The sequence below is a fragment of the Sutcliffiella horikoshii genome (genome assembly GCF_020524325.1).
Taxonomy (GTDB): Bacteria; Bacillota; Bacilli; order Bacillales; family Bacillaceae_I; genus Sutcliffiella_A; species Sutcliffiella_A horikoshii_D.
In genome coordinates this window covers 281,583-302,011 of the sequence record NZ_JAIVKY010000009.1, presented here as the reverse complement: position 1 = coordinate 302,011, position 20,429 = coordinate 281,583, and the positions used below count along the sequence as shown (strand labels likewise).

18 protein-coding genes and 1 other annotated feature are annotated in these 20,429 nt (G+C 45.1%); of the genes, 16 read left to right on the top strand and 2 right to left on the bottom strand.

Features of this window, described 5'->3' with window-relative positions; all coding sequences use genetic code 11:
- Window positions 1–6 precede the first annotated feature (6 nt).
- The 10 genes from cysC to LC091_RS16070 all read left to right on the top strand — a co-directional run bounded on the left by cysC (window position 7) and on the right by LC091_RS16070 (window position 10,298).
- Complete coding sequence (gene cysC / locus LC091_RS16115; protein ID WP_226683044.1) at window positions 7–609, top strand: adenylyl-sulfate kinase; 603 nt, start codon at window positions 7–9, stop codon at window positions 607–609.
- A 15-nt stretch (window positions 610–624) separates the two neighbouring features.
- On the top strand, window positions 625–2,256 hold the full coding sequence (locus LC091_RS16110) for a nitrite/sulfite reductase (protein WP_226683043.1): 1,632 nt from the start codon (window positions 625–627) through the stop codon (window positions 2,254–2,256).
- Window positions 2,240–2,458 carry a DUF3906 family protein gene (locus LC091_RS16105; protein WP_226683042.1) on the top strand — a complete coding sequence of 73 codons (219 nt, stop codon included), beginning with the start codon at window positions 2,240–2,242 and terminating at the stop codon, window positions 2,456–2,458. The genes LC091_RS16110 and LC091_RS16105 overlap by 17 nt, the downstream gene beginning before the upstream one ends.
- 3 nt (window positions 2,459–2,461) lie before the next feature.
- Window positions 2,462–3,238, top strand: coding sequence for a uroporphyrinogen-III C-methyltransferase (gene cobA, locus LC091_RS16100; protein WP_226683041.1), 777 nt, complete (start codon window positions 2,462–2,464; stop codon window positions 3,236–3,238).
- A 15-nt stretch (window positions 3,239–3,253) separates the two neighbouring features.
- Complete coding sequence (locus LC091_RS16095) at window positions 3,254–4,018, top strand: sirohydrochlorin chelatase (RefSeq protein ID WP_226683040.1); 765 nt, start codon at window positions 3,254–3,256, stop codon at window positions 4,016–4,018.
- Window positions 3,999–4,622, top strand: a complete 624-nt coding sequence (locus LC091_RS16090; RefSeq protein ID WP_226683039.1) for a precorrin-2 dehydrogenase/sirohydrochlorin ferrochelatase family protein — start codon at window positions 3,999–4,001, stop codon at window positions 4,620–4,622. Before LC091_RS16095 ends, LC091_RS16090 begins: the two co-directional genes overlap by 20 nt.
- A gap of 142 nt (window positions 4,623–4,764) precedes the next feature.
- Window positions 4,765–4,967: a binding site (T-box leader), on the top strand.
- A gap of 272 nt (window positions 4,968–5,239) precedes the next feature.
- Window positions 5,240–6,673 carry a proline--tRNA ligase gene (gene proS / locus LC091_RS16085; protein WP_226683038.1) on the top strand — a complete coding sequence of 478 codons (1,434 nt, stop codon included), beginning with the start codon at window positions 5,240–5,242 and terminating at the stop codon, window positions 6,671–6,673.
- 21 nt (window positions 6,674–6,694) lie between these two features.
- The gene (locus LC091_RS16080) at window positions 6,695–7,858 is read left to right on the top strand and encodes a MalY/PatB family protein (protein WP_226683037.1); all 1,164 of its coding nucleotides are present in this window, start codon (window positions 6,695–6,697) and stop codon (window positions 7,856–7,858) included.
- Window positions 7,859–8,261: 403 nt separating this feature from the next.
- Window positions 8,262–9,023 carry a class I SAM-dependent methyltransferase gene (locus LC091_RS16075; RefSeq protein WP_226683036.1) on the top strand — a complete coding sequence of 254 codons (762 nt, stop codon included), beginning with the start codon at window positions 8,262–8,264 and terminating at the stop codon, window positions 9,021–9,023.
- A 249-nt stretch (window positions 9,024–9,272) separates the two neighbouring features.
- Window positions 9,273–10,298, top strand: a complete 1,026-nt coding sequence (locus LC091_RS16070) for a serine hydrolase domain-containing protein (RefSeq protein WP_226683035.1) — start codon at window positions 9,273–9,275, stop codon at window positions 10,296–10,298.
- A 40-nt stretch (window positions 10,299–10,338) separates the two neighbouring features.
- Here LC091_RS16070 and LC091_RS16065 read toward each other — a convergent pair whose 3' ends face one another.
- Entirely contained in the window at window positions 10,339–11,004 is a 666-nt protein-coding gene (locus LC091_RS16065) for an O-methyltransferase (RefSeq protein ID WP_226683034.1), read from the bottom strand.
- Between the two features lie 106 nt (window positions 11,005–11,110).
- On the opposite strand from LC091_RS16065, the gene LC091_RS16060 reads away from it, so the two are divergent.
- The 6 genes from LC091_RS16060 to egtD all read left to right on the top strand — a co-directional run bounded on the left by LC091_RS16060 (window position 11,111) and on the right by egtD (window position 18,369).
- Window positions 11,111–12,754: an ABC transporter substrate-binding protein gene (locus tag LC091_RS16060; RefSeq protein WP_226683033.1), complete on the top strand. Its 1,644-nt coding sequence runs from the start codon at window positions 11,111–11,113 to the stop codon at window positions 12,752–12,754.
- 117 nt (window positions 12,755–12,871) lie between these two features.
- Window positions 12,872–13,912, top strand: coding sequence for an ArsR/SmtB family transcription factor (locus tag LC091_RS16055; RefSeq protein ID WP_226683032.1), 1,041 nt, complete (start codon window positions 12,872–12,874; stop codon window positions 13,910–13,912).
- Window positions 13,912–15,132: an MFS transporter gene (locus tag LC091_RS16050; protein ID WP_226683101.1), complete on the top strand. Its 1,221-nt coding sequence runs from the start codon at window positions 13,912–13,914 to the stop codon at window positions 15,130–15,132. The genes LC091_RS16055 and LC091_RS16050 overlap by 1 nt, the downstream gene beginning before the upstream one ends.
- A gap of 364 nt (window positions 15,133–15,496) precedes the next feature.
- Window positions 15,497–16,123 (top strand): flavodoxin family protein, encoded by a 627-nt coding sequence (locus tag LC091_RS16045; RefSeq protein WP_226683031.1) that lies wholly within the window; start codon window positions 15,497–15,499, stop codon window positions 16,121–16,123.
- A 24-nt stretch (window positions 16,124–16,147) separates the two neighbouring features.
- On the top strand, window positions 16,148–17,410 hold the full coding sequence (gene egtB, locus LC091_RS16040) for an ergothioneine biosynthesis protein EgtB (RefSeq protein ID WP_226683030.1): 1,263 nt from the start codon (window positions 16,148–16,150) through the stop codon (window positions 17,408–17,410).
- Window positions 17,407–18,369, top strand: coding sequence for an L-histidine N(alpha)-methyltransferase (gene egtD, locus LC091_RS16035; RefSeq protein WP_226683029.1), 963 nt, complete (start codon window positions 17,407–17,409; stop codon window positions 18,367–18,369). Before egtB ends, egtD begins: the two co-directional genes overlap by 4 nt.
- A 44-nt stretch (window positions 18,370–18,413) precedes the next feature.
- Here egtD and LC091_RS16030 read toward each other — a convergent pair whose 3' ends face one another.
- Window positions 18,414–20,270 (bottom strand): M4 family metallopeptidase, encoded by a 1,857-nt coding sequence (locus tag LC091_RS16030; protein WP_226683028.1) that lies wholly within the window; start codon window positions 20,268–20,270, stop codon window positions 18,414–18,416.
- Window positions 20,271–20,429: the final 159 nt, after the last annotated feature.

Sequence of the window (20,429 nt, the reverse complement as noted above, 5' to 3'; positions counted from 1 at the left end):
TGAGAAATGAGCGCAAAAGCAACCAACATCACTTGGCATGATCAGACCATTACAAAAGAGGAGCGCCGTGCACAGAACGGGCATGGCAGCTGCGTCCTTTGGTTCACCGGACTTTCCGGTTCAGGGAAGTCGACGATCGCAAACGCCGTGTCCACGGAATTATACCGCCAAAGTATTAATGAGTACGTCCTAGACGGGGACAATGTCCGACATGGACTCAACAAGGATCTTGGGTTTTCGGAAAAGGAACGCAATGAAAACATCCGGCGCATTGGGGAAGTGGCAAAGCTTTTCGTGGACAGCGGCAAAATTGTGACGACGGCATTCATATCACCTTTCCAAGCAGACCGGGATCAGGTGAGACAACTGTTCGAAGAAGGGGAGTTCATCGAGGTTTTCATTGACTGCCCATTAGAAGAATGTGAAAAAAGAGATCCGAAACAACTGTACGCAAAGGCAAGACGCGGGGAGATCAAGGATTTTACCGGCATTGATTCTCCGTATGAGGAGCCAGAACAACCAGAAATCACTATCGCATCGGGCACACAGACGGTGGAGGAAGCCGTCAGCACGATACTCCAATACTTAAGGAACCAAAAAATAATCTAAAAGGGGGCTGTACTTATGGCATATGTAAAACACTGGGCCGATAACGAAAAGATCAACAAGACGGAAAAAGCAAAACTGGAGAAGGATGGTCTTCGAATACTCGATGACATCCCGCATTACGCAAAAAATGGCTTCGGTTCCATCCCAAAGGAGCAGTGGGATTTGTTCAAGTGGGCCGGGCTTTATCTGCAACGCCCGAAAGAGGACGGTTATTTCATGATGAGGGTCAACGTTCCGTCCGGCATCCTCACCAAGCCACAGGTGGAAACACTGGCAGGCATCGCGCGCGACTATGGCCGTGGGGTTTTCGATATTACCACACGTCAGGCAATTCAATTCCACTGGTTGGAAATCGAGCAGATCCCGGACATTTTCAACCGACTAGAAGCAGTGGGTCTTTCGAGTGCAGGAGCGTGCGGGGACATCACTCGGACCATAGTCGGCAACCCGATTGCTGGTCTTGATCCTGACGAACTTTTTGACACAACGGCGATTGTAAAAGAGGTCTATGATTTCTTCCAGAAGAATGAGGACTTCTCCAACCTGCCGCGAAAATATAAGATGTCCATCAGTGCCAATACGAAAAATGCATCCAACGCTGAAATTAACTGTGTTTCTTTTACACCCGCGACGAAAACGATAGATGGCGTCACAAAAAGTGGCTTTCACTTGAAAGTCGGAGGCGGTCTTTCCTCTAGGCCGTTTCTGGCTGAGACCATCGATGTCTTTGTGGAACCGGAACGAACGCTTGAAATCGCCATTGCCGTCACGACCATTTTCCGTGATTTTGGGTACCGGGAGAAACGCCATCTCGCACGCCTGAAGTTTTTAATTGCCGATTGGGGACCGGAAAAGTTCAAGGAGAAGCTACTAGAGTACACAGGTTCGCTGCCTTCCAAAGGCGAAGAGCCAAAAGAAGAATGGAACGCGGGTTACTTTTACGGCATCCATGACCAAAAGCAGGAGGGCTTGAAATTCCTTGGCTTTAATGTACCAGTCGGACGCTTGGATTCGGAAGAAGTTTTCGAGTTTGCAAGAATATCAGGAAAATATGGGAACGGGGAGATTAGAACCTGTAACTCTCAGAATCTCATCATCCCGAACATCCCAGCTGAAAACGTGGAAGCACTCTTGAAAGAACCGATTTTTGAACGTATTTCCATCAACCCGAATTCTTTTCTCGGGCATGCGGTTTCCTGCACAGGTATTGAATATTGCAATCTAGCATTGGTGGAAACGAAAGAGCGAATGAGACTGATTGCAGAAGAACTTGATCAGCGAATCAGTCTTGATGTCCCGATCCGAACCCACATGGTCGGCTGCCCGAACTCCTGCGGTCAGCGTCAGATTGCCGACATTGGCCTTCAGGGCATGAAGATGCGAAATGAGAAAAAAGAGATGGTCGAAGCCTATGAAATCTATGTTGGCGGGACATTGAATAAGGGTGGCAAGTTCAATGAAAAGCTGAAGGGGAAAGTGGCGGCAGAGGAATTGACGGATGTCCTTGAGGAGCTACTAATCTACTTCCGTGATCAGAAAGCAAAGGGAGAATCCTTCTTTGATTTTGTCGGACGCGTGGGAGTCTCTACCTTGCAAGGCGTACTAGATACTATTTTAGGAAAAGAAACCGATGGCGTATCTGTATAGATTCGACGTAACGATAGAGGCCAAGGAAATTGTATCCGTCATCTTTGCCGATAACGATGAAGCGGCTTTTGAACACCTGGATGTGGAGCTTGAGAAATTTTATCTGAAAGAGCCTGATGTGAAAGAAGTTATATTGCGAGAGAAAAAGCGCCTTGGAAAGAAGAGTGGCTATATTTTAGATCCAGAGGAGAAAGGGTGGTAGCGCATGACCGGAAAAGTATATTTGGTGGGAGCGGGTCCTGGAGATCCCGATTTAATTACAGTGAAGGGGTTGCGCCTCCTGGAGCAAGCGGATGTCATCCTCTATGACCGCCTTGTGAATCCGGAACTACTAAACTATGCAAAAAAAGAGGCGCAACTTGTCTACTGCGGAAAGCTGCCCCATTATCATACGATGAAGCAGGAAACGATTAATCACTTCCTAGTAAAATATGCGAAAAAAGGCTTGCAGGTCGTGCGTTTGAAAGGAGGCGACCCGTTTGTATTCGGACGTGGCGGCGAGGAGGCAGAGGAGTGCTCACGGCAGGATGTTCCTTTTGAAGTCGTACCGGGGATTACCGCTGGCATCGGAGCGGCTGCTTACGCCGGCATTCCTGTCACCCACCGTACCTTAAGCAAAAGTTTCGCCTTTGTCACCGGACACCAGGCAGGCGACAAAGAAGCGGAGCATCAGTGGGCAAACCTTGCGCATGCCGTGGATACAATCTGTGTGTACATGGGGGTTTCTCAGCTGCCAAATATACTTAAACGTTTGCAGGAGAATGGCAAGTCGCCTAAAACACCGATTGCCCTTGTCCACTGGGGAACGCTGAATGAACAGCGGACAGTCGTTGGCACGCTTGCCAATATCGAGCGAAATGTGAAGGATGCCAACATTTCCAATCCAAGCATGATTGTGATTGGAGAAGTAGTGAAGTTGCATGAGAAGTTGCACTGGTTCGAAGAGGAAGTCGCGCCACACTTGCCGGTTGTGCACGGATAGAAGGGAGCTGGTGTTGTGACGAAAGCCATCTTGTATGTAGGGCATGGAACGCGGTCGAAAAAAGGTGCGGAGGAAGCAAAAGAATTTGTGGGGCGGGTCATCGCCAGAGTGGATGCACCAATTCAAGAAATTAGTTTTTTGGAACTCACGGAACCGTATATCCCAGAAGGATTTGAGCGATGTGTGGCTAAGGGAGCAACCGAGATCACCGTCGTGCCCATCTTTCTTTTAACAGCTGGACATATTAAAGAGGACATTCCGGAAGCGCTCGCGCCGTTGCGTGTGAAATATCCGGAGGTGCTTGTTGAGCTTGCCCCTGCTTTTGGGGTGCAGGAGCGGATTGTGGATGCGATCAGTGAATTGGTGAGGACTACCGTTGGGCAAGTTGATACTGCAGATTCAGTTTTGCTGGTGGGCAGGGGGAGCAGTGATCCTGCTATTCATAAGGCATTTTCTCAGATAAGGACGGGAATTGGTAAGCGGCTTGGTGTGTCACGAGTGGATGTCTGTTATTTGGCGGCCAACACGCCACTGTTCGCTGAGGGCATTGAGGAAATAAGTAGGAATGCAGGGGGCCGGGTGCTGGTGGTGCCGTACTTGCTGTTTGCAGGCCTGCTGTTGAGTGAAGTCGAGAGAGAGGTCCGGAAAAGGAAGCGTGGGGGCCAGGATATCTTGCTGATGGAACCGTTGAGCCGCCACGAGGTGATTCAGGATATTGTGGTGGAGCGGGCTACTGTGCCAGGGAAGGAGGTCTTGCCTGTTGCAGCCGTTAATCATTGATCTGAAAGGGAAGAAGATAGTCATTGCCGGTGGCGGAAGGATTGCAGCTCGGAAAGCAAAGGTGTTGGATGCCGAGCAGGCGGATATTACGTTTATTGCTCCAGAGTTTTCGGCGGAAGTGCGGGAGTTGTCTGTGTTGAGGGGTTACCGGTTGGTGGAGCGGGGAGCAAAGGCGGAAGATTTTGAGGAAGCTTTTCTGGCCATTTTGGCTTCGAACAACAGAGAGGTGAACACTTCTTTGGTTCGCGGATTGCATGAGTCACAGCTCGTGTGTGTCGTAGACGAGTCGGGAGAAGGGAATGTTACGTTTCCGGCAACGGTGAGGCGCGGAAATTTGCAGATTGCCGTTACCTCCAACGGATCTAGTCCCAAATTGACCCGTAAGTTGAAAAAAGAACTCGAGGAACAATTTGATTTTTCCTGGATTTCTTATACAGAGTTTCTCGCGGAATATCGAGAGGTGGTGAAGCGGCTGCCTTTAACTTTTGAAGAAAAAGGGGAGCTGTTATGGGAAATATTGGAGGATAGGTATAGGTTGGATGAAGAGGCTAGGGGGGAGAAACTGGGGGAGTTGTTGCGGTTGAAGGAAAGGTTGATATCATAGCAGTTGCATAAAAAACGCCCGTACTTGTCGGATTGTACGTGCGTTTTTTTGTGTGGACATACGTTTAAGAATAAACAATAGACCTATACTAGTAAAATAATAGATTGACAAATTTTCCAACGAACCTATATAATCTTCTCAATATCAAACGTCGAAGAGGACCAGTAAAATGATTTTGTCTATCCAAGAGAGGGTGCCGAGTGGTGAGAGGCAGCCATAGATGAGCATTTGAACCTGCCTCAGAGTTCTGCATCAGAAACGGTGCAGCGGTTCAAAACCGTTACCATGAAAGAGAGTGAAGCTTTGCTTTGAATAAGGGTGGTACCGCCGGAAATGGTCCCTTATTTATAGCAGGGCTTTTTTTATTTAGCTGGAAAATGGGTTTGGCATCAACTCGGGCTGTTTTGGCACGAACTTGCCTTGTTTTGGCACGAACTCGGGCCATTTCCGCACGAACTCACTTCATTTCGGCATGAACTTTCAAAAAAGGCGGTCTTATTTACATGCATAACCCCATAATTTTATGAAAACCAGCAGATATAGAGCCGTTCACATTGATAAACCGACATTTTTACTATTAAATCTCATAAATACTTTTCAAAAAGGAGCAAACCAACATGTCTAATAAAAATTTCGTAGAAAAAATCACCAATATGGACGAAGACTTCGCGCAGTGGTACACAGATGTTGTCACCAAAGCGGAACTGGTCGACTATTCCAGCGTCCGCGGCAGCATGATCATCCGCCCATACGGCTACGCGCTATGGGAAAACATTAAAGACGCGCTCGATAAACGGATCAAAGAAACCGGCCACGAAAATGTGTATATGCCACTTTTCATACCGGAGAGTCTCTTGCAAAAAGAAAAAGACCACATTGAAGGCTTCGCACCGGAAGTGGCTTGGGTCACGCATGGCGGAGATGAAAAATTACAAGAACGCCTAGTTGTCCGTCCAACTTCTGAAGTACTTTTCGGAGAGCATTACAAAAACATCATTCATTCGTACCGCGACCTGCCAAAGCTTTACAACCAATGGGCAAACGTCGTCCGTTGGGAAAAAACAACCAGACCGTTCCTAAGAACACTAGAATTCCTCTGGCAAGAAGGGCACACTTGCCACGAAACAGACGAACAGGCCCACGAGGAAACGGTAAAAATGCTCAACGTCTATGCGGAAATCTGTGAGAACATCCTGGCCATCCCTGTTATCAAAGGCCAGAAGACGGAAAAAGAAAAATTCGCGGGAGCGAAATACACCTACACAATCGAAAGCTTGATGCACGATGGGAAAGCATTGCAGTCAGCCACTTCTCATCATCTTGGGGACGGTTTTGCCAAAGCTTTCGGCATTCAATTCCTAAACCGTGAAGGCAAGCAGGAATACGTGCAGCAAACTTCCTGGGGCTTCACAACCCGTATCATCGGTGCAATGATCATGGTTCACGGCGATGACCGCGGCCTTGTCGTTCCTCCAAGAATTGCTCCAACGCAGGTGATGATTGTTCCAATCGCTCAGCACAAAGAGGGAGTCCTGGATTTTGCTTATGATTTAAAAGAAAAGCTCTCCGAATCCATCAGGGTCGGAATCGACGCGAGCGACAAAAAGCCTGGCTGGAAATTCAACGAGTATGAAATGAAGGGAATCCCACTAAGATTAGAAGCAGGCCCGCGCGATATTGAACAACAACAAGTCGTCCTTGTCCGCCGTGACACCGGAGAAAAATTGATTACCCCAATGGAAGGACTAGAAGTGAAAATCCAAGAAATCCTAGAAGACATCCAGAAAAACCTTTTAGAAAAAGCTCGTTCCCACCGCGAGGCGAAAACGAGTGTGGCCACGACATTTGACGCCTTTAAAGAGCAAGTTGAGGCGAAAGGCGGCTTCATCAAAGCAATGTGGTGTGGCGAACAAGCATGCGAGGACAAAATAAAAGAGGAAACAAGCGCCACTTCCCGCTGTATGCCTTTTGAACAAGAAAAGGTAGCCGAAACTTGTGTATGCTGCGGAAAAGAAGCGAAACATATGGTATATTGGGCTAAAGCATACTAGACCGAGTAAGGGGAGAAAGCCATGCAACTGGAAAAATTCATCGACCGCAGAAAAACTCATTCCGTCAAATGGTTTATCGAAGACCAAGACATCATCCCGCTTTGCATCGCAGATATGGACTTTCAAGTTTCAGAAGAGATTGTCAACGCCATCAGCCAAAAAGCCACACACGGCATCTATGGATACAGTACATTTTGCGCGCGGTATTATGACGCTGTTGAATACTGGTGGAAAACACAATACGACTGGGAGCTGAAGCAGGAATGGATTTCGTTCAGTCCCGGCATTATCCCCGGGATGAACCTTTTGCTCAAGGCTTTGACTCAACCGGGTGATTCCGTGATTGTGCAGGACCCTGTGTATTATCCTTTCTTTTCTACCATCCAAACACAAGGCTGCACCATTTTGCATAATTCTCTCCTCTATTCCGAGGACGGCTATAAAATGGATTTTGAGGACTTTGAAGAGAAAGCTGCTCAGCCTGATACGAAGGTGTTCATTCTTTGCAGCCCACACAATCCAGTTGGAAGAGTTTGGACGCAAGAAGAGTTGAGGAGAATTGGGGAGATTTGTGAAAGGCATGGAGTGATTGTCATCTCGGACGAAATGCATGGCGACCTCACCTATCCGGGCCATAAGCATATCCCATTTGCAAAAGTGCATCCGGACCATCTAGACTTTTCTATCACCTGTGCGGCGCCAAGTAAAACGTTCAACATCGCCGGAATGCAAAGCTCTATTTTCATCATTCCGAACAAGGAGATTAGAGAGCGATATGAAACGTTGTTAACCGGCTTCGGGCTGATGCGCCCCAACGCGTTCGCGGTAGAAGGAACCATCGCCGCTTACTACAAAGGGTTGCCGTGGCTGCAAGAAGTGAAGGAATATTTGAGTGCAAACTTGGAGTATGTTTGCACCTACTTGAAAGAGCATATTCCTGCCATAAAAGTAGTGAAACCGGAGGCAACCCATCTCATTTGGTTGGACTGCCGGGAACTTGGAATTCCGCCGGAAGAATTACATGCTTTCTTTTTAGAAAAAGCAGGAGTCCGCCTGGATGAAGGAATGAAATTCGGTGCAGGCGGCCAAGGGTTTGAACGGATAAACATTGCCTCTCCGCGTGAGGTGCTGACGGAAGCGCTATTGAGGATGAAGGCTGCTATAAAAGAAAGGGAGACCTGCTGACGCAAATTTTTGCGGGCAGGTTTTTTCGTTGTATGTTGAAAGTAATTTGAGGGGGAGATGAAGACATGAGTGGACTGGAATTTGAGTGAGAGGTGTCTTCATGGAGGTTATGAAGACGTGAGTAAGCTGGAATTTGAGTGAGAGGTGTCTTCATGGAGATTATGAAGACATTAGTAGCAAAGAATCTGAGCGAGAGAAGTCTTCATCACTACTTTAAAGCCCTCTCTTTTAAATATTTAGGAATATTCACTTAAACAGTTGGAAAATTTGGTATATTTAAAGAAAAGCAAAATAGGAGACCACTCTATGAATCTACTCGAACACAACATATAAAACCGCATTCGCGGACCTCCAAGCCTACTAGGCACGAGCTACTCAATTTAAAAAAATGGAGGGTAACGAAATGAAAACTGATCAACTTTTTCAACACTATCTAAAAGAAGCAGAAACCGAATTTTCTGGATGGGATTTTTCCCACATAACAGAAACTGGCCGTCTTGCATCAGGTATGCTTTCCTGGTCATATGGCAGCATGGCAAAAACCTTGATGGCAGATGCTACATCCATGCTGGACATGGGGACAGGTGGAGGAGAGTTGCTTTCCAAGTTGCAACCGTTCCCGCAAAGTGTCTGTGCAACGGAAGGCTACAAACCAAACTTTCCTATTGCAAAAGAAAGACTGGAACCGCTTGGTGTAAAGGTGATAGAAGTGGAGCCAGACAACCGACTGCATTTTCCAGACAAACACTTTGACCTGATTATCAATAAACACGAAGAGTACAATCCAAGCGAGGTGAGAAGAGTTCTGCAAGAGGGAGGGACTTTTCTGACGCAGCAGGTAGGGTGGAGCGACTGTCAGGACATCAACAGACTTCTCGGCGCACCGGTTAGTGAAGAATATGCTCATTGGAATCTGGAATTTGCCCACAAACAGCTGGAAGAGCACGATTTTCAAGTTCTGCTCAGTAAGAAGGAATTCCCGGTGCAACGCTTTTTCGATATAGGAGCACTTATTTACTATTTGAAGGCCATTCCCTGGCAGGTGGTAGATTTCAGTGTAGAAGATTACGTGGATCCATTGTATGAGCTTCACCTGAAAATAAAGCGGGAAGGGTATTTGGATATCAGGCAGGACCGGTTTCTGTTGAGGGCAATAGGCAAATAAACGGGTAAGCAGTTTTATACTGGGGTTTGTCGATATGTGTCGTTTAGCATGTATTGTACCGTTTTTGGACAGTATTTGGTTTGGAACGGACAGTATATGCCTCAACTTCGACAGTATTCATCCGAGTTCCGCCAGTAAATGCGTCACTTTGGACAGTAAGTGAAAAATCGCATCTTATACTGGGGCAAGTTCTACTCTAATTGCCACCCGTCCCCCGAGTCAAAATAATAATAAAGGGGCTTAACCTAAATGAAAGTAAAAAACGTAGAATTAGAAACAACATTAGCTGAAAAGGTCGGTGAACTAGACTTTTCAGGAGTTATACATGTGGAAAACCGCACTGGAATGATCCACACCAGTGCTCATGGCTTCTCCAACCGGGCAGAGTCCATTCCCAACACTACCAACACGAGATTCGGAATCGCCTCAGGCTGCAAACTTTTCACGGCGATTGCCATATGCCAGTTGGTAGAGAGTGGGAGCATATCTTTTCAGTCAAAATTAAGCAGTTTGTTGGATCAAACTTTTCCTCTTTTCCACGAAGAAGTGACGGTCCACCATTTGCTGACACACTCATCTGGTATTCCTGATTATTTTGACGAGGAAGTAATGGATGATTTTGAAGAGCTTTGGGTGAAGAATCCAATGTATCACATGAGAGAACTAGAGGATTTCCTCCCGTTGTTCCAGGATCAACAGATGAAATTCAATCCGGGCGAAAAGTTCCACTATAATAATGCCGGCTATATAGTATTGGGGTTGATCATTGAAAAGATAGCGGGCGTTCCTTTTACAGATTATGTGGAGGAGCACATCTTCAAGCCGGCACGAATGGATGACTCCGGTTACTTCTCTTTAGATCGTTTACCCGCCAATTCGGCACTAGGATATATCGACAAAGAAGATGGTTCCTGGAAGACCAACAACTACTCCATCCCAATAAAAGGTGGCGCGGACGGTGGCGCCTATGTTACGGCAGGTGACTTTGCAAAACTTTGGCAAGCGTTAATGAACGGAAAGCTAGTAAGCAAAGAACTGCTCGATAAAATGACGACCCCAATGATTCAATCGGATAACGAAACAGATTGGTATGGCTATGGTATGTGGATCGAGAAATCCGAAGATAAAATAGTAAAATACCATGTCATGGGCTATGACCCGGGCGTTAGCTTTGCGTCTGGCTACTACCCGGATTCAGAAATGATCGTCGTAATCCCGTCCAATAAGGAAAGAGGTCCTCACAAGCTGATGTACTTGCTGGAGGAGCATTTTTAATTAAGGAGAGGCATACCTGTTTGGAGCGGGTATGTCTCCTTTATTCCACCACGCTAACACAAAAGCCATCATACCCCTTAGAGCCAACCGTTTGCAGAGCAGAAGAACTCACATTTTCCAAGTTCTCGATGTAGTCAAACAGATCCCTAACCCCTCTTACACTTTTATCATCACTATTCTCGTTCACTACTTCTCCTTTTCTGACAACATTATCTGTCACGATGACCGTCCCTGATTTGGAAAGTTGAAGGGCAGCTTGGAAATAAGCGACACTACTTTCTTTGTCCGCATCGATAAAGATGAAATCGAATGGCTCGGAGTGAAGTGCAATCATTTCTTTTAAACTGTGATGGGCACTTCCTACTTTGATTTCTACAAGTTCCGAAAGTCCAGTAGACTGCAGATTCTGTTTAGCCACCTCTGCATGATGAGGATCTATTTCAAGGGTAGTGACTGTCCCAGCAACCGGCTGCACAGCCTTTGCAAGCCAGATGGTGCTGTAGCCCCCGAGTGTTCCAATTTCCAGTATTCGTTTTGCCCCTTTTATTGTTGCCAAGGTATGTAAGAAACTTGCAAGGTTTGGTGAAACGTCTATGCTAGGTAAACCTTGTGTTCTATTATTCTCCAAGATATGCTGTAAATCAGTATCCCTTTTTTGTGTCTTTCTCTCTAGAAATTGATCGACTTGCTTCCATGTGTTTTCCATATCAGCACTTCCTTTCCGCGGTATAGTTTTATTTTGCACCAATCAAGCTAGTAGAAAAAGTGTATAATTAACTGAAAAATGTCAACTTTTATATGGAGCAACTACGATGAAAAAATACTATTATTTTCAAATGAGAGCCTTTGTTCAAACAAATATAACTGGAAATATCGCCTTTTTTCATCAACAAGAATTGGCTGAGTTATGGATATGTTCGAAGCGGAATGTAAAGAGAAGATTAGAAAATTATGAGAAAGAAGGGGTGCTTTCTTATTTTCCTGCTAGAGGAAGGGGGAACAAGTCTAAGATTATCTTCCATTCCTCTTTTCGCACCGAGCTAGAAGCTTATGTGGAGTCTCTGATAAAAAAGAATGATTACCAGCCTCTTATCCAACTTTTAACCTTGCCTTTACCGGATCAATGGGGAAGTGAATTCTTGAATCGGTTAAAAAGTGAGTTCAATCTGGGTGGAAATGAGGATGTGCTAAAAACGTTTATAACACGAAAACTGACAACCTTAAACCCAGAGCAGGATGAATTAGAGCCTCATCTGGCCCACCATTGGGAGATAGCCAGCAATTATACAGAATGGACATTGTATTTACGGAAAGGTGTAAGGTTCCATGATGGGTGCTACTTAACAAGTGAAGATGTGAAAAGTACTTTTGAGAAGTTCCTATCCGGCCATAGTCCATTCCGCTGGCTTATGGAAGGGGTTCAACGTATGGAATGTTTATCTCCTCTCGTTATAAAAATTACTTTAAAGTACCCAAACTCATTTTTTCTGCGATATTTAAGTTCCCCGAATCTTATTATTTTCCCGAAAAACTATCAATTTAGTGAAGAAAAATGGGTGACAACCGGTGCTTTTAGATTAACGGAAGTGTCAGGAGGTAAAGTTACGTTAGAGGCTTTCAAGGACTATTTTCAAATGAGACCACATTTAGAGAAGGTAGAAATATTTATTCCGGAGTTTAAGAGGGGAAATCATTTGAGTTACCAAATCTCGAATCAAGACTCTCATGAAAACACCATAGAAAATCTGGAGAATGGCTTTCGATATTTGGCCTTTAACTTTAAGAAAAACAGCTTATTTAACGATAAAATGTATCGCAAGGCGATGTACCACGCACTTGATGTAGAGCGAATGAACGAAGATATCATGCAAAAACCAGTCAAATTGGCGACAGGGTTCTTCATAAATAGTTCCAATTCTCCTGGCCGTAGATGTTTTAGTGAGGCAGTTAGTGCAATTACCCTTTCTAAATATCAAGGAGAAACATTGACTCTACTATGTTTAGATAAGGAAGACTACGTCCAAGAAGCGAAGTGGATTCAATCTAGGCTAAAGGAATTAGGAGTTAGGGTAAATTTAAAAACTTTTACCCTGATGGAATACTATAGTAATACTATAGAGGAAGCAGACATGTTGTTGATGGGGGAAGTCTTTTCGCAGGATAAACATCTATCACTGATAAGTTCCTTTTTGACAAAAGAACAAATTTTCCAGCGATATTTATCGGATGGACAATTGGAATATATAAAAGGTTTCATACAGGAAATCATAGGTTCCAAGTCTCCTGAAAATAGAGAGTCTATCATCAAGCGAATGGAACAATTTATCCTAAGTGAGTATATCTATCTCTTTATGTATCACCCCATGAAAAGCAAATCCTTTCATCCGCTATTGAATGAAGTAGAAGAGGATGCTTATGGATTTATTAATTTTAAGAAAGTTTGGTTGAAAGAATAGCTTGTTGAATGACCGCCTTCTCGATGAAGGCGTTTTTTTTTGTGAATAAAAAAGGGATTCATTCTACATTTATAGAATTTTTTATTCTATAAACATAAAATGAGGTGTTCGCCAATTATGAAACTCCTAAACATTACAAACAGAAAAAGAGAGTCCTACCAAGTATCTTTCAGGCAATCCATTCTCTTAGAGTGCGCGTTGGGCATTGCAGCAATAACCAATACCCCTTTACACAATTCCATGGAAAAATCTAAAGTCTATTGGAGCAATCTCCGGGACAACTTGTCATCTGAATTACAGGCTGCTTTGGTTTTTGTAGAGAAGCACAACACGTGGAAAACCTTGTTGCAACTTTGTCATTATCATCATTGTGAAGATCTTAAGGAGTTTCTTTCTTTTATAGAAGAGCTTGAGGAGAGTCAACTAAAGTTTTACTCTTTGCCTTACTTGGGCAAGGAGCTTCAAGAAATGAGGAGGCAGGCTTCTGAGGGGGACATGGAGGCTTGTCGGAGCTTGATGAAGGAGACCAAAGAACACAACTTCTTTTCAAATTACATACAGTTCATTTGTGAAACGGAAACAACTCACTTAAAAAACCACCTCAAAACCGTCATGAGCAAGTGGTATGAGGAATTCGTGCAACCATCCGAGCTGGAGATCTGTGAGATGCTCAAGAGGGATGTCGCCTCTAAGCAAGAGATGGAGAAGAAGCTCACCACAGAACAACTGGTAGAGTGGGCGACAGGTGGGATTGACTATCGTGCGGAGCCGAATGTGCAAGAGGTATTGTTGGTTCCGCAGCAAATTTACCGTCCCTGGAATATAGAAGCGGATATGGAGGGAACGAAGATATTTTATTACCCTGTGGCGGATGAGAGTATTTCACCAAATGATCCGTACACCCCGGACCACTTTTTGGTGGCAAAATTTAAGGCACTGGGGGATGAGGCAAGATTGCGGATGGTCAAGCACCTCTCTGAAAAGGAATGCACCCTGCAGGAGTTGACCGGCTTACTAGATTTAGGAAAATCAACTATCCATCATCACTTAAAAATCCTGCGTGCTGCTAAACTTGTAGATAGCAAGGATGGAGTTTACACCTTACGAAAGCAAGCCGTGCATCTTATGGCAGAAGACTTGCAAAGGTATCTTGATTGATGAAGGGGCTTTTGAGGAATCGCTCCTTTGTTTATGTCTGGTCGGGAAACGTGATTTCCGAACTTGGCGGTGCTTTTGGGACCTTCTGCAACTCGATCATGGTGTACCAGCTGACAGGTTCGACGATGGCCTTGAGCTCCATGTGGTTGTTGTATTTTATTCCGTCGCTAATCCTTCAACTTTTTATTGGTCCGTTTATTGATAGAAGGAGAAGGAAGTGGACTATGATTTTCTCGCAGTGGACACGGGCTGCGGTGTTTGTGGTTCCTTTGGTGGCTTGGAGTACTGGCCATTTAGAAGTGTGGCATATCTTTGTCGTTCAGGTGGTGGTCGGATTGATCACGCCATTATATGTGCCGGCCAATCATGCCATTACCCCGACGATTGTTGCCGTGGATCAACTTAAAGAGGCCAATTCTTTGTTAGAAAGTTCGGTGCGGTTGATGAGCTTTACTGCTCCCTTGCTTGGGGGATTGGTGATTGAATACATAGGGGTTAATTTGACCCTGATATTTGTGGTTGCCACTCTTGGATTAAGTGGAGGGCTGTTGTGGTTTGTAAAAGAACCAGCACCTATGAGGGGTGTTCGGAGCACATGGTGGAAGGAGTTTGGAGAGGGGATCTCCTATTTTTTCAAGCAGCGGATCGTGGTTTGGCTGGGATTTTTCCTTGTGTTCGTTCAGTTTGGCGTGGGGGTCACGATGGTGACGACGCTGCCCTACATTACCGGCGAGCTAGGAGGGAGTTATGCTGCCTATGGGTATTTTATGGCGGGATTTCCTGTTGGGTATATTTTGGGTGCATTGTTGGTGGGGAGAATTTCTTTTGGTCGTACGCGTCTTGTGATGCTTGGAGGTTTGGCAATTGGCGGATTGACTTTTGTCGGGCTAGGGTTAAATGAGAGCAGTTTAATCGTTGCGATTGTGCTCGAAGTGGTGGCTGGTGTGGTGATGGCGGTCTTCAGCATTAACAATACGGTTCTCTGTCAACGTATTATCCCTAACCATTTGATGGGCAAGATCTTTTCTGTTCGGCTGTTTATCATTCGAGGTGTTATGCCCCTGGGGGTGTTGGTCGGCGGTATGCTTGGTGAGGTGTGGGGAGTGAGGCCGTTGTACTTTTTGATAGGTTTTATGATTGCAGTTGTCGCGTTGGTAGGAATGTTGCTACCGTATTTTAGGTTTATGGATACGGAGTTGGAGGAGCGGAAGGTATCTTGAGGGGGGAGCCGGGCTGGATTCTCGATGCAGTCCGCCTTAAGATTGTGTCGAAAGGTGTCGAATGACGGTTATCTAGTCAATAGTAGTGGATAAAATGCAAAAGTGGCGGATAAATCTAAAAGTTCGCGGATAAATCAAAAAACTCGCGGATAAAACTCAAAAGTTGTTGGATAAATGTCAAAATCACCTTGAAATTCTCATATGGATGGCTGTACAACCTCGCCCCCCTACATTCCACCCACCCTTCACAATCTCTTAACCAAAACAACACCCTCCAAATGTATCTTTTTACGTTTCAATCTCCTTTAATAGGGTAAAGAATAATATTTTCCACTCAATTACCCAAAAGGAGGAACACCCCCATATGACAAAAGCGCTTTTCCTTAACTGTTCACTCAAATCTTCCAGCGAAGAATCCAATACAGAAGCTCTGATGAAAGAGGTCATCAAGCATTTCAACAATGAAAACGTAGAATCCGAAATTGTGAGAATTGCAGATTACAATATTAAGTTCGGCGTTAGCGAGGATGAAGGTTACGGTGACGAATGGCCGGAAGTGTTCAACAAGGTGATGCGTGCGGACATTGTCATCATCGGAACCCCGCTTTGGCTTGGTGAGAAGAGCAGTGTCGCAACGATGGTGATGGAGAGGCTTTATGGCGGAAGTGGACTAACGAACGACAAAGGTCAATATATTTACTATAACAAGGTGGGAGGTGTGGTGATAACAGGGAACGAAGATGGCGCGAAGCATGCGGCTGCATCTATTTTATACGGCTTGACGCATATGGGCTTTACGATTCCGCCGAATGTGGATACATACTGGGTTGGCGAAGCGGGACCGGGTGAGTCGTATATTGAAGCGGAAGGACATAAGAATAATTTCACGATGGAGCATGCCAAAATTATGGCATATAACCTAATACATTTTTCAAAAATGCTCCAAAACCAGCCAATCCCTGCAGAGGGAAATGTAGTTGAACAAAGCTAGAATCCAATAAAAGGGGCGGTATCCATGGAAACACAGACGATAAAATCAATTTCCCAACGATTTATGAATGTGCGTGACCTCACCATGAAGCTTGTTCAACCATTAGAAACAGAGGATTTCATTATTCAATCACACCCGGATGTCAGCCCGCCGAAATGGCATCTGGCCCACACCACCTGGTTCTTTGAGCGCTTTGTCCTCAAAGAGTATTTCGAGAACTACCGAGAATTCCATCCAACGTACGATTTTCTTTTCAATTCCTATTACGAAACGGTTGGGCCATTTCAGCCAAGGCATCAACGCGGCGTCCTCTCAAGACCAAGCATCCAAGACATTTTCCAATACCGCAGTTTTATTGATAATTATGTCGTGGATCTTCTCGAGCAACACGAGGAGTCCAAGTCCGAACAGAGGGACAAAATCCATAGCCTCATAGAAATCGGCATGCAGCATGAACAACAACACCAAGAGTTAATCCTGATGGATGTAAAATACAATTTTTTCGTTAATCCGTTGCATCCAGTCTATAAAGAATCCAACTCCACAACATCACAAAAAAGAGAACCATCCTTCCACACTTATGACGGAGGACTCGTTGAAATCGGTCATAACGGTGATGGCTTTGCTTTTGATAATGAAAGCCCGAACCATAAAGTGTGGCTGGAGCCGTTTAAGTTGGCCGATCACCCTGTCACGAACGGGGAATACCTGGAATTCATTGAAGCAGGAGGATATCAGAAGCCTTATTACTGGCTGTCCGACGGCTGGAATACAGTAAAAAAGAACGATTGGCAGGCTCCGCTTTACTGGAGTAAAGAAAACGAAGAGTGGTCCATCTTTACGCTCGCAGGCAAGAAGAAGCTAGATCCAAATGAACCGGTTGTGCATGTCAGCTTCTATGAGGCGGATGCCTTCAGCAGATGGAGAGGCAAGCGTCTTCCGACAGAAGAGGAATGGGAGCATGCCGCAAGAGATCTTGAGATAAACGGGAATACGATGGATACCGGCAACTATCATCCAGCAGCATCCAATCAATCAGCCGGATCGAGGATGTTTGGCGATGTGTGGGAATGGACAGCAAGCGCCTACTCCCCATACCCGGGCAGCAAGCCGCTTGAAGGGGCACTTGGCGAATATAACGCTAAATTCATGTGCAACCAGATGGTGCTGCGCGGCGGATCCTGTGCCACACCGCAAAATCATATTCGAAACACCTACCGCAACTTCTTTCCAGCGGACAAACGCTGGCAGTTCAGCGGATTCCGATTGGCGGAGGATGCGCTATGAGATTATTAGAAAATAATATTCAGAGTTACGATTTTTATATAGAAAAAGAGAACATGCGCGATGAAATCGTAAAAGGTCTCTCAGCTCCAGTGAAAACCATTTCCTCTAAGTTTTTATATGACCATAGGGGATCAGAGTTATTTGAGATGATAACGGAACTTGAGGAGTACTATCCAACGCGGACGGAAATGAAGATCTTTAACGAAAAGATACAAGAAATTACGATGGCTTTTGGCGATGTTCACACTTTGATTGAGTATGGCAGTGGAAGCAGCAACAAAATTAAGGCACTGCTTCACAATTTTGCGAGTCTGAAAGAATATGTGCCCATCGATATCTCTCGGGACTTTCTTTTCCAATCTAGCCTAGAGCTTGCGATGCAGTTCCCTCATATCACGATAAAGGCGGTTTGTGGGGATTACACCGGTCCACTTACCTTGCCATTAGAGGCGGATGGCAAGAAGGTGATATTTTTCCCAGGGTCTACGATTGGAAACTTCGAGCCGGTGGAGGTGCGGAATTTCTTGATGAAGTCCGCAAAGTTGTTGGATGATGGTGATGGATTCCTCATCGGTGTTGATATGAAAAAAGATACGGAAACACTGGAACGGGCATACGATGACAGGAAAGGCGTTACGGCTGCATTCAACCTCAATCTTCTGACCAGATTGAATAGAGAGCTTGGGGCAAATTTTAACGAAAAACAATTTGAGCACCTTGCGTACTATAACGAGCATCAGGGTAGAATCGAAATGCACCTTGAGAGCCAAAGTAATCAAACCGTGATAATCGGGGAAAACGAGTTTTTCTTCCAAGAAGGCGAAACCATTCACACTGAAAACTCCTATAAATACTCCATTGGTCAGTTTCAGACGATGGCATTGGAGTGCGGTTTCAAGCCGAGGAAAGTGTGGACGGATGATGAAGAGAAATTTAGTGTGCATTATTTAGAAAAATAAAGAAAAAACAGTGCCAAGTTTAGAATCGGCACTGTTTTTTCGTTTTAAAACTGTGGTGCTCTTGGATTATCATTCACAGACCAGCCCTCATAAAGGCCGATGTCGTCAAATGCTCCCAAGAACGCGTTGTATTCGTCACTGCCCTCACCATATAGGTCGATGGCAGACTGTAAAATCGCTTCGCGGAACTCTGCAAAGGAAGCGTCATAGTGGAGGTAATCATACGCGCGGTACCAAGTGTCCGCAACCACTGTTCTGCCCATGCCGTACTCTTCCGCTACAAGGTAGGCGGAGTGCTGAAGGATCGTACAGTTGATGTGTACGCCACCATTATCCATGTTGGCAGGCAGGTAGTAATACTCATCCATGTGAGCAGGATAGCGACCTTCTCCGTCAAGGCTGTAAGGCCAGTAAACAGCACCTGTCGGGAATTTCCCTGGGTCTTCGTTGCTTCGAAGGGCCGTTCTGCCGTTTGCTAACCATTCTTCACCCATGATATCTTCGCCGATATCCCAGTTGCTATCGTCCACTAGTGCCGCAAAGGTATCAGAATATGCTTCATTAATGGCACCCGTTTCAAAACGGTAGCGAAGTCCGCCATTGTAATGAGTGATGCCGTGTACCATTTCGTGGGCTGTTACATCAAGAGCAGCTAGAGGAATGAATTGTTTTCCGTCGCCGTCTCCGTACGTCATCATCGCAATTCCATTACTCCAGAAGGCATTGTTGTATTCTTTCCAGAAGTGAACGCGAGAATTGATTGCCATCCCGTTCCCATCTAGAGAGTTGCGGCCATGCTCATTTAAGAAGTAATCATACACAATACGGGAGTTGGAGTGCGCATCCACTGCCGGACCTTGTCCTACTGTTTCCCATGTGCTACTGTCTCCCGTGTATTCTACATCTTTCCATGAAGCATTCTTGTTGGAGTATAACCACATCTGGTTGGATGTGTTTTTCATATTATAAGTGAAAATTCCATCCATATCTGGAGTGGTGTAATCAGCCAAGAAGAACTGGGATCCCTCGCCACTGCCAGGAACATTTCCATGTGCAAGGTTCAACAGCTTTGTTAAACCAGTCGTACTTAAGCCAGAACCGCGCGCTGGCTTTAATTCCCCAGCATTTTCAACGGCTTTCGGATTTGGACCTTGCTCTACTTTTAAAGCGGAAGAACCTTCTACTTCGTTCGTTCCAATGATGTCTTCAAAGAATCCAAAGCCAGTCATCGCGTTAAATTGATCTAACACTTTTCCAGTGTGGGCATCCACATACACATACCAGTTACCAGCATCGCCTTCGAAAAACTCAAGATTTACTCGGTAAGCAAGATGGTAGTCTTTTTCAAGTGGATAGATTACTAGCTCAGATGACTCAACCGGAACTTCTGCAGGAGCATCAACCGCTGCCTTTGCCTCTGTTACCGCTTTGTCCGCTTGGATGGAAGGTGTGGTGTTAATTTCTAAGGAGTCTAATTTCGTATCGAAGTTTCCATTTACAGTCGTAATTTCATTTTTTTTGTTAAAATGCACATTCAGTTCATTTCGATCGACTGGAACGCCATTTTTTGTTTGTTGCAGGCGTACGTGGGTCATCCCAAGGTCATCGGTTGTTGATCTTACTTCTTTCAAATCTTTCTCAGGATTGTTCATGTGGAAAAAGTCTTTATGCTTACCAAGGAACTTTTTCGCATTGTTCGCATCTGCCTTTGCTTGCTTTTCTGATAGAATTCCAGCAACAAAGGATGGTGGACCTTGCTTGCCTTGAGTATCAACGACCCTTACTTTTCCTTTGCTTTTGAACTCTTGTAAGGAACTCGCCGCGTTCGACGATGGTCCACCGGAGAATAGACCGGCGAAAATAAGGAATACTACTGCAGCTAAAATAAAGATTTTCTTCAAATAAACCCATCCCCTCTAAATATTTAGTGTTACGAAAATATCGGGTTTCGATATTTCGACAAGTTCATCTTAATGGTATGGTAAGGTTTGGTAAACAGACTATTCAGACTATTTTTAAGGTCAGGAGAACTTGAACGGTGTTGAAACGATAAGATTTGA

Bases quoted from the DNA above. Each gene is read 5' to 3' on its own strand.
- cysC (WP_226683044.1), top strand. From the start codon at position 7: ATGAGCGCAAAAGCAACCAACATCACTTGGCATGATCAGACCATTACA.
- LC091_RS16110 (WP_226683043.1), top strand. From the start codon at position 625: ATGGCATATGTAAAACACTGGGCCGATAACGAAAAGATCAACAAGACG.
- LC091_RS16105 (WP_226683042.1), top strand. From the start codon at position 2,240: ATGGCGTATCTGTATAGATTCGACGTAACGATAGAGGCCAAGGAAATT.
- cobA (WP_226683041.1), top strand. From the start codon at position 2,462: ATGACCGGAAAAGTATATTTGGTGGGAGCGGGTCCTGGAGATCCCGAT.
- proS (WP_226683038.1), top strand. From the start codon at position 5,240: ATGTCTAATAAAAATTTCGTAGAAAAAATCACCAATATGGACGAAGAC.
- LC091_RS16080 (WP_226683037.1), top strand. From the start codon at position 6,695: ATGCAACTGGAAAAATTCATCGACCGCAGAAAAACTCATTCCGTCAAA.
- LC091_RS16075 (WP_226683036.1), top strand. From the start codon at position 8,262: ATGAAAACTGATCAACTTTTTCAACACTATCTAAAAGAAGCAGAAACC.
- LC091_RS16070 (WP_226683035.1), top strand. From the start codon at position 9,273: ATGAAAGTAAAAAACGTAGAATTAGAAACAACATTAGCTGAAAAGGTC.
- LC091_RS16065 (WP_226683034.1), bottom strand. From the start codon at position 11,004: ATGGAAAACACATGGAAGCAAGTCGATCAATTTCTAGAGAGAAAGACA.
- LC091_RS16060 (WP_226683033.1), top strand. From the start codon at position 11,111: ATGAAAAAATACTATTATTTTCAAATGAGAGCCTTTGTTCAAACAAAT.
- LC091_RS16055 (WP_226683032.1), top strand. From the start codon at position 12,872: ATGAAACTCCTAAACATTACAAACAGAAAAAGAGAGTCCTACCAAGTA.
- LC091_RS16050 (WP_226683101.1), top strand. From the start codon at position 13,912: ATGAAGGGGCTTTTGAGGAATCGCTCCTTTGTTTATGTCTGGTCGGGA.
- LC091_RS16045 (WP_226683031.1), top strand. From the start codon at position 15,497: ATGACAAAAGCGCTTTTCCTTAACTGTTCACTCAAATCTTCCAGCGAA.
- egtB (WP_226683030.1), top strand. From the start codon at position 16,148: ATGGAAACACAGACGATAAAATCAATTTCCCAACGATTTATGAATGTG.
- egtD (WP_226683029.1), top strand. From the start codon at position 17,407: ATGAGATTATTAGAAAATAATATTCAGAGTTACGATTTTTATATAGAA.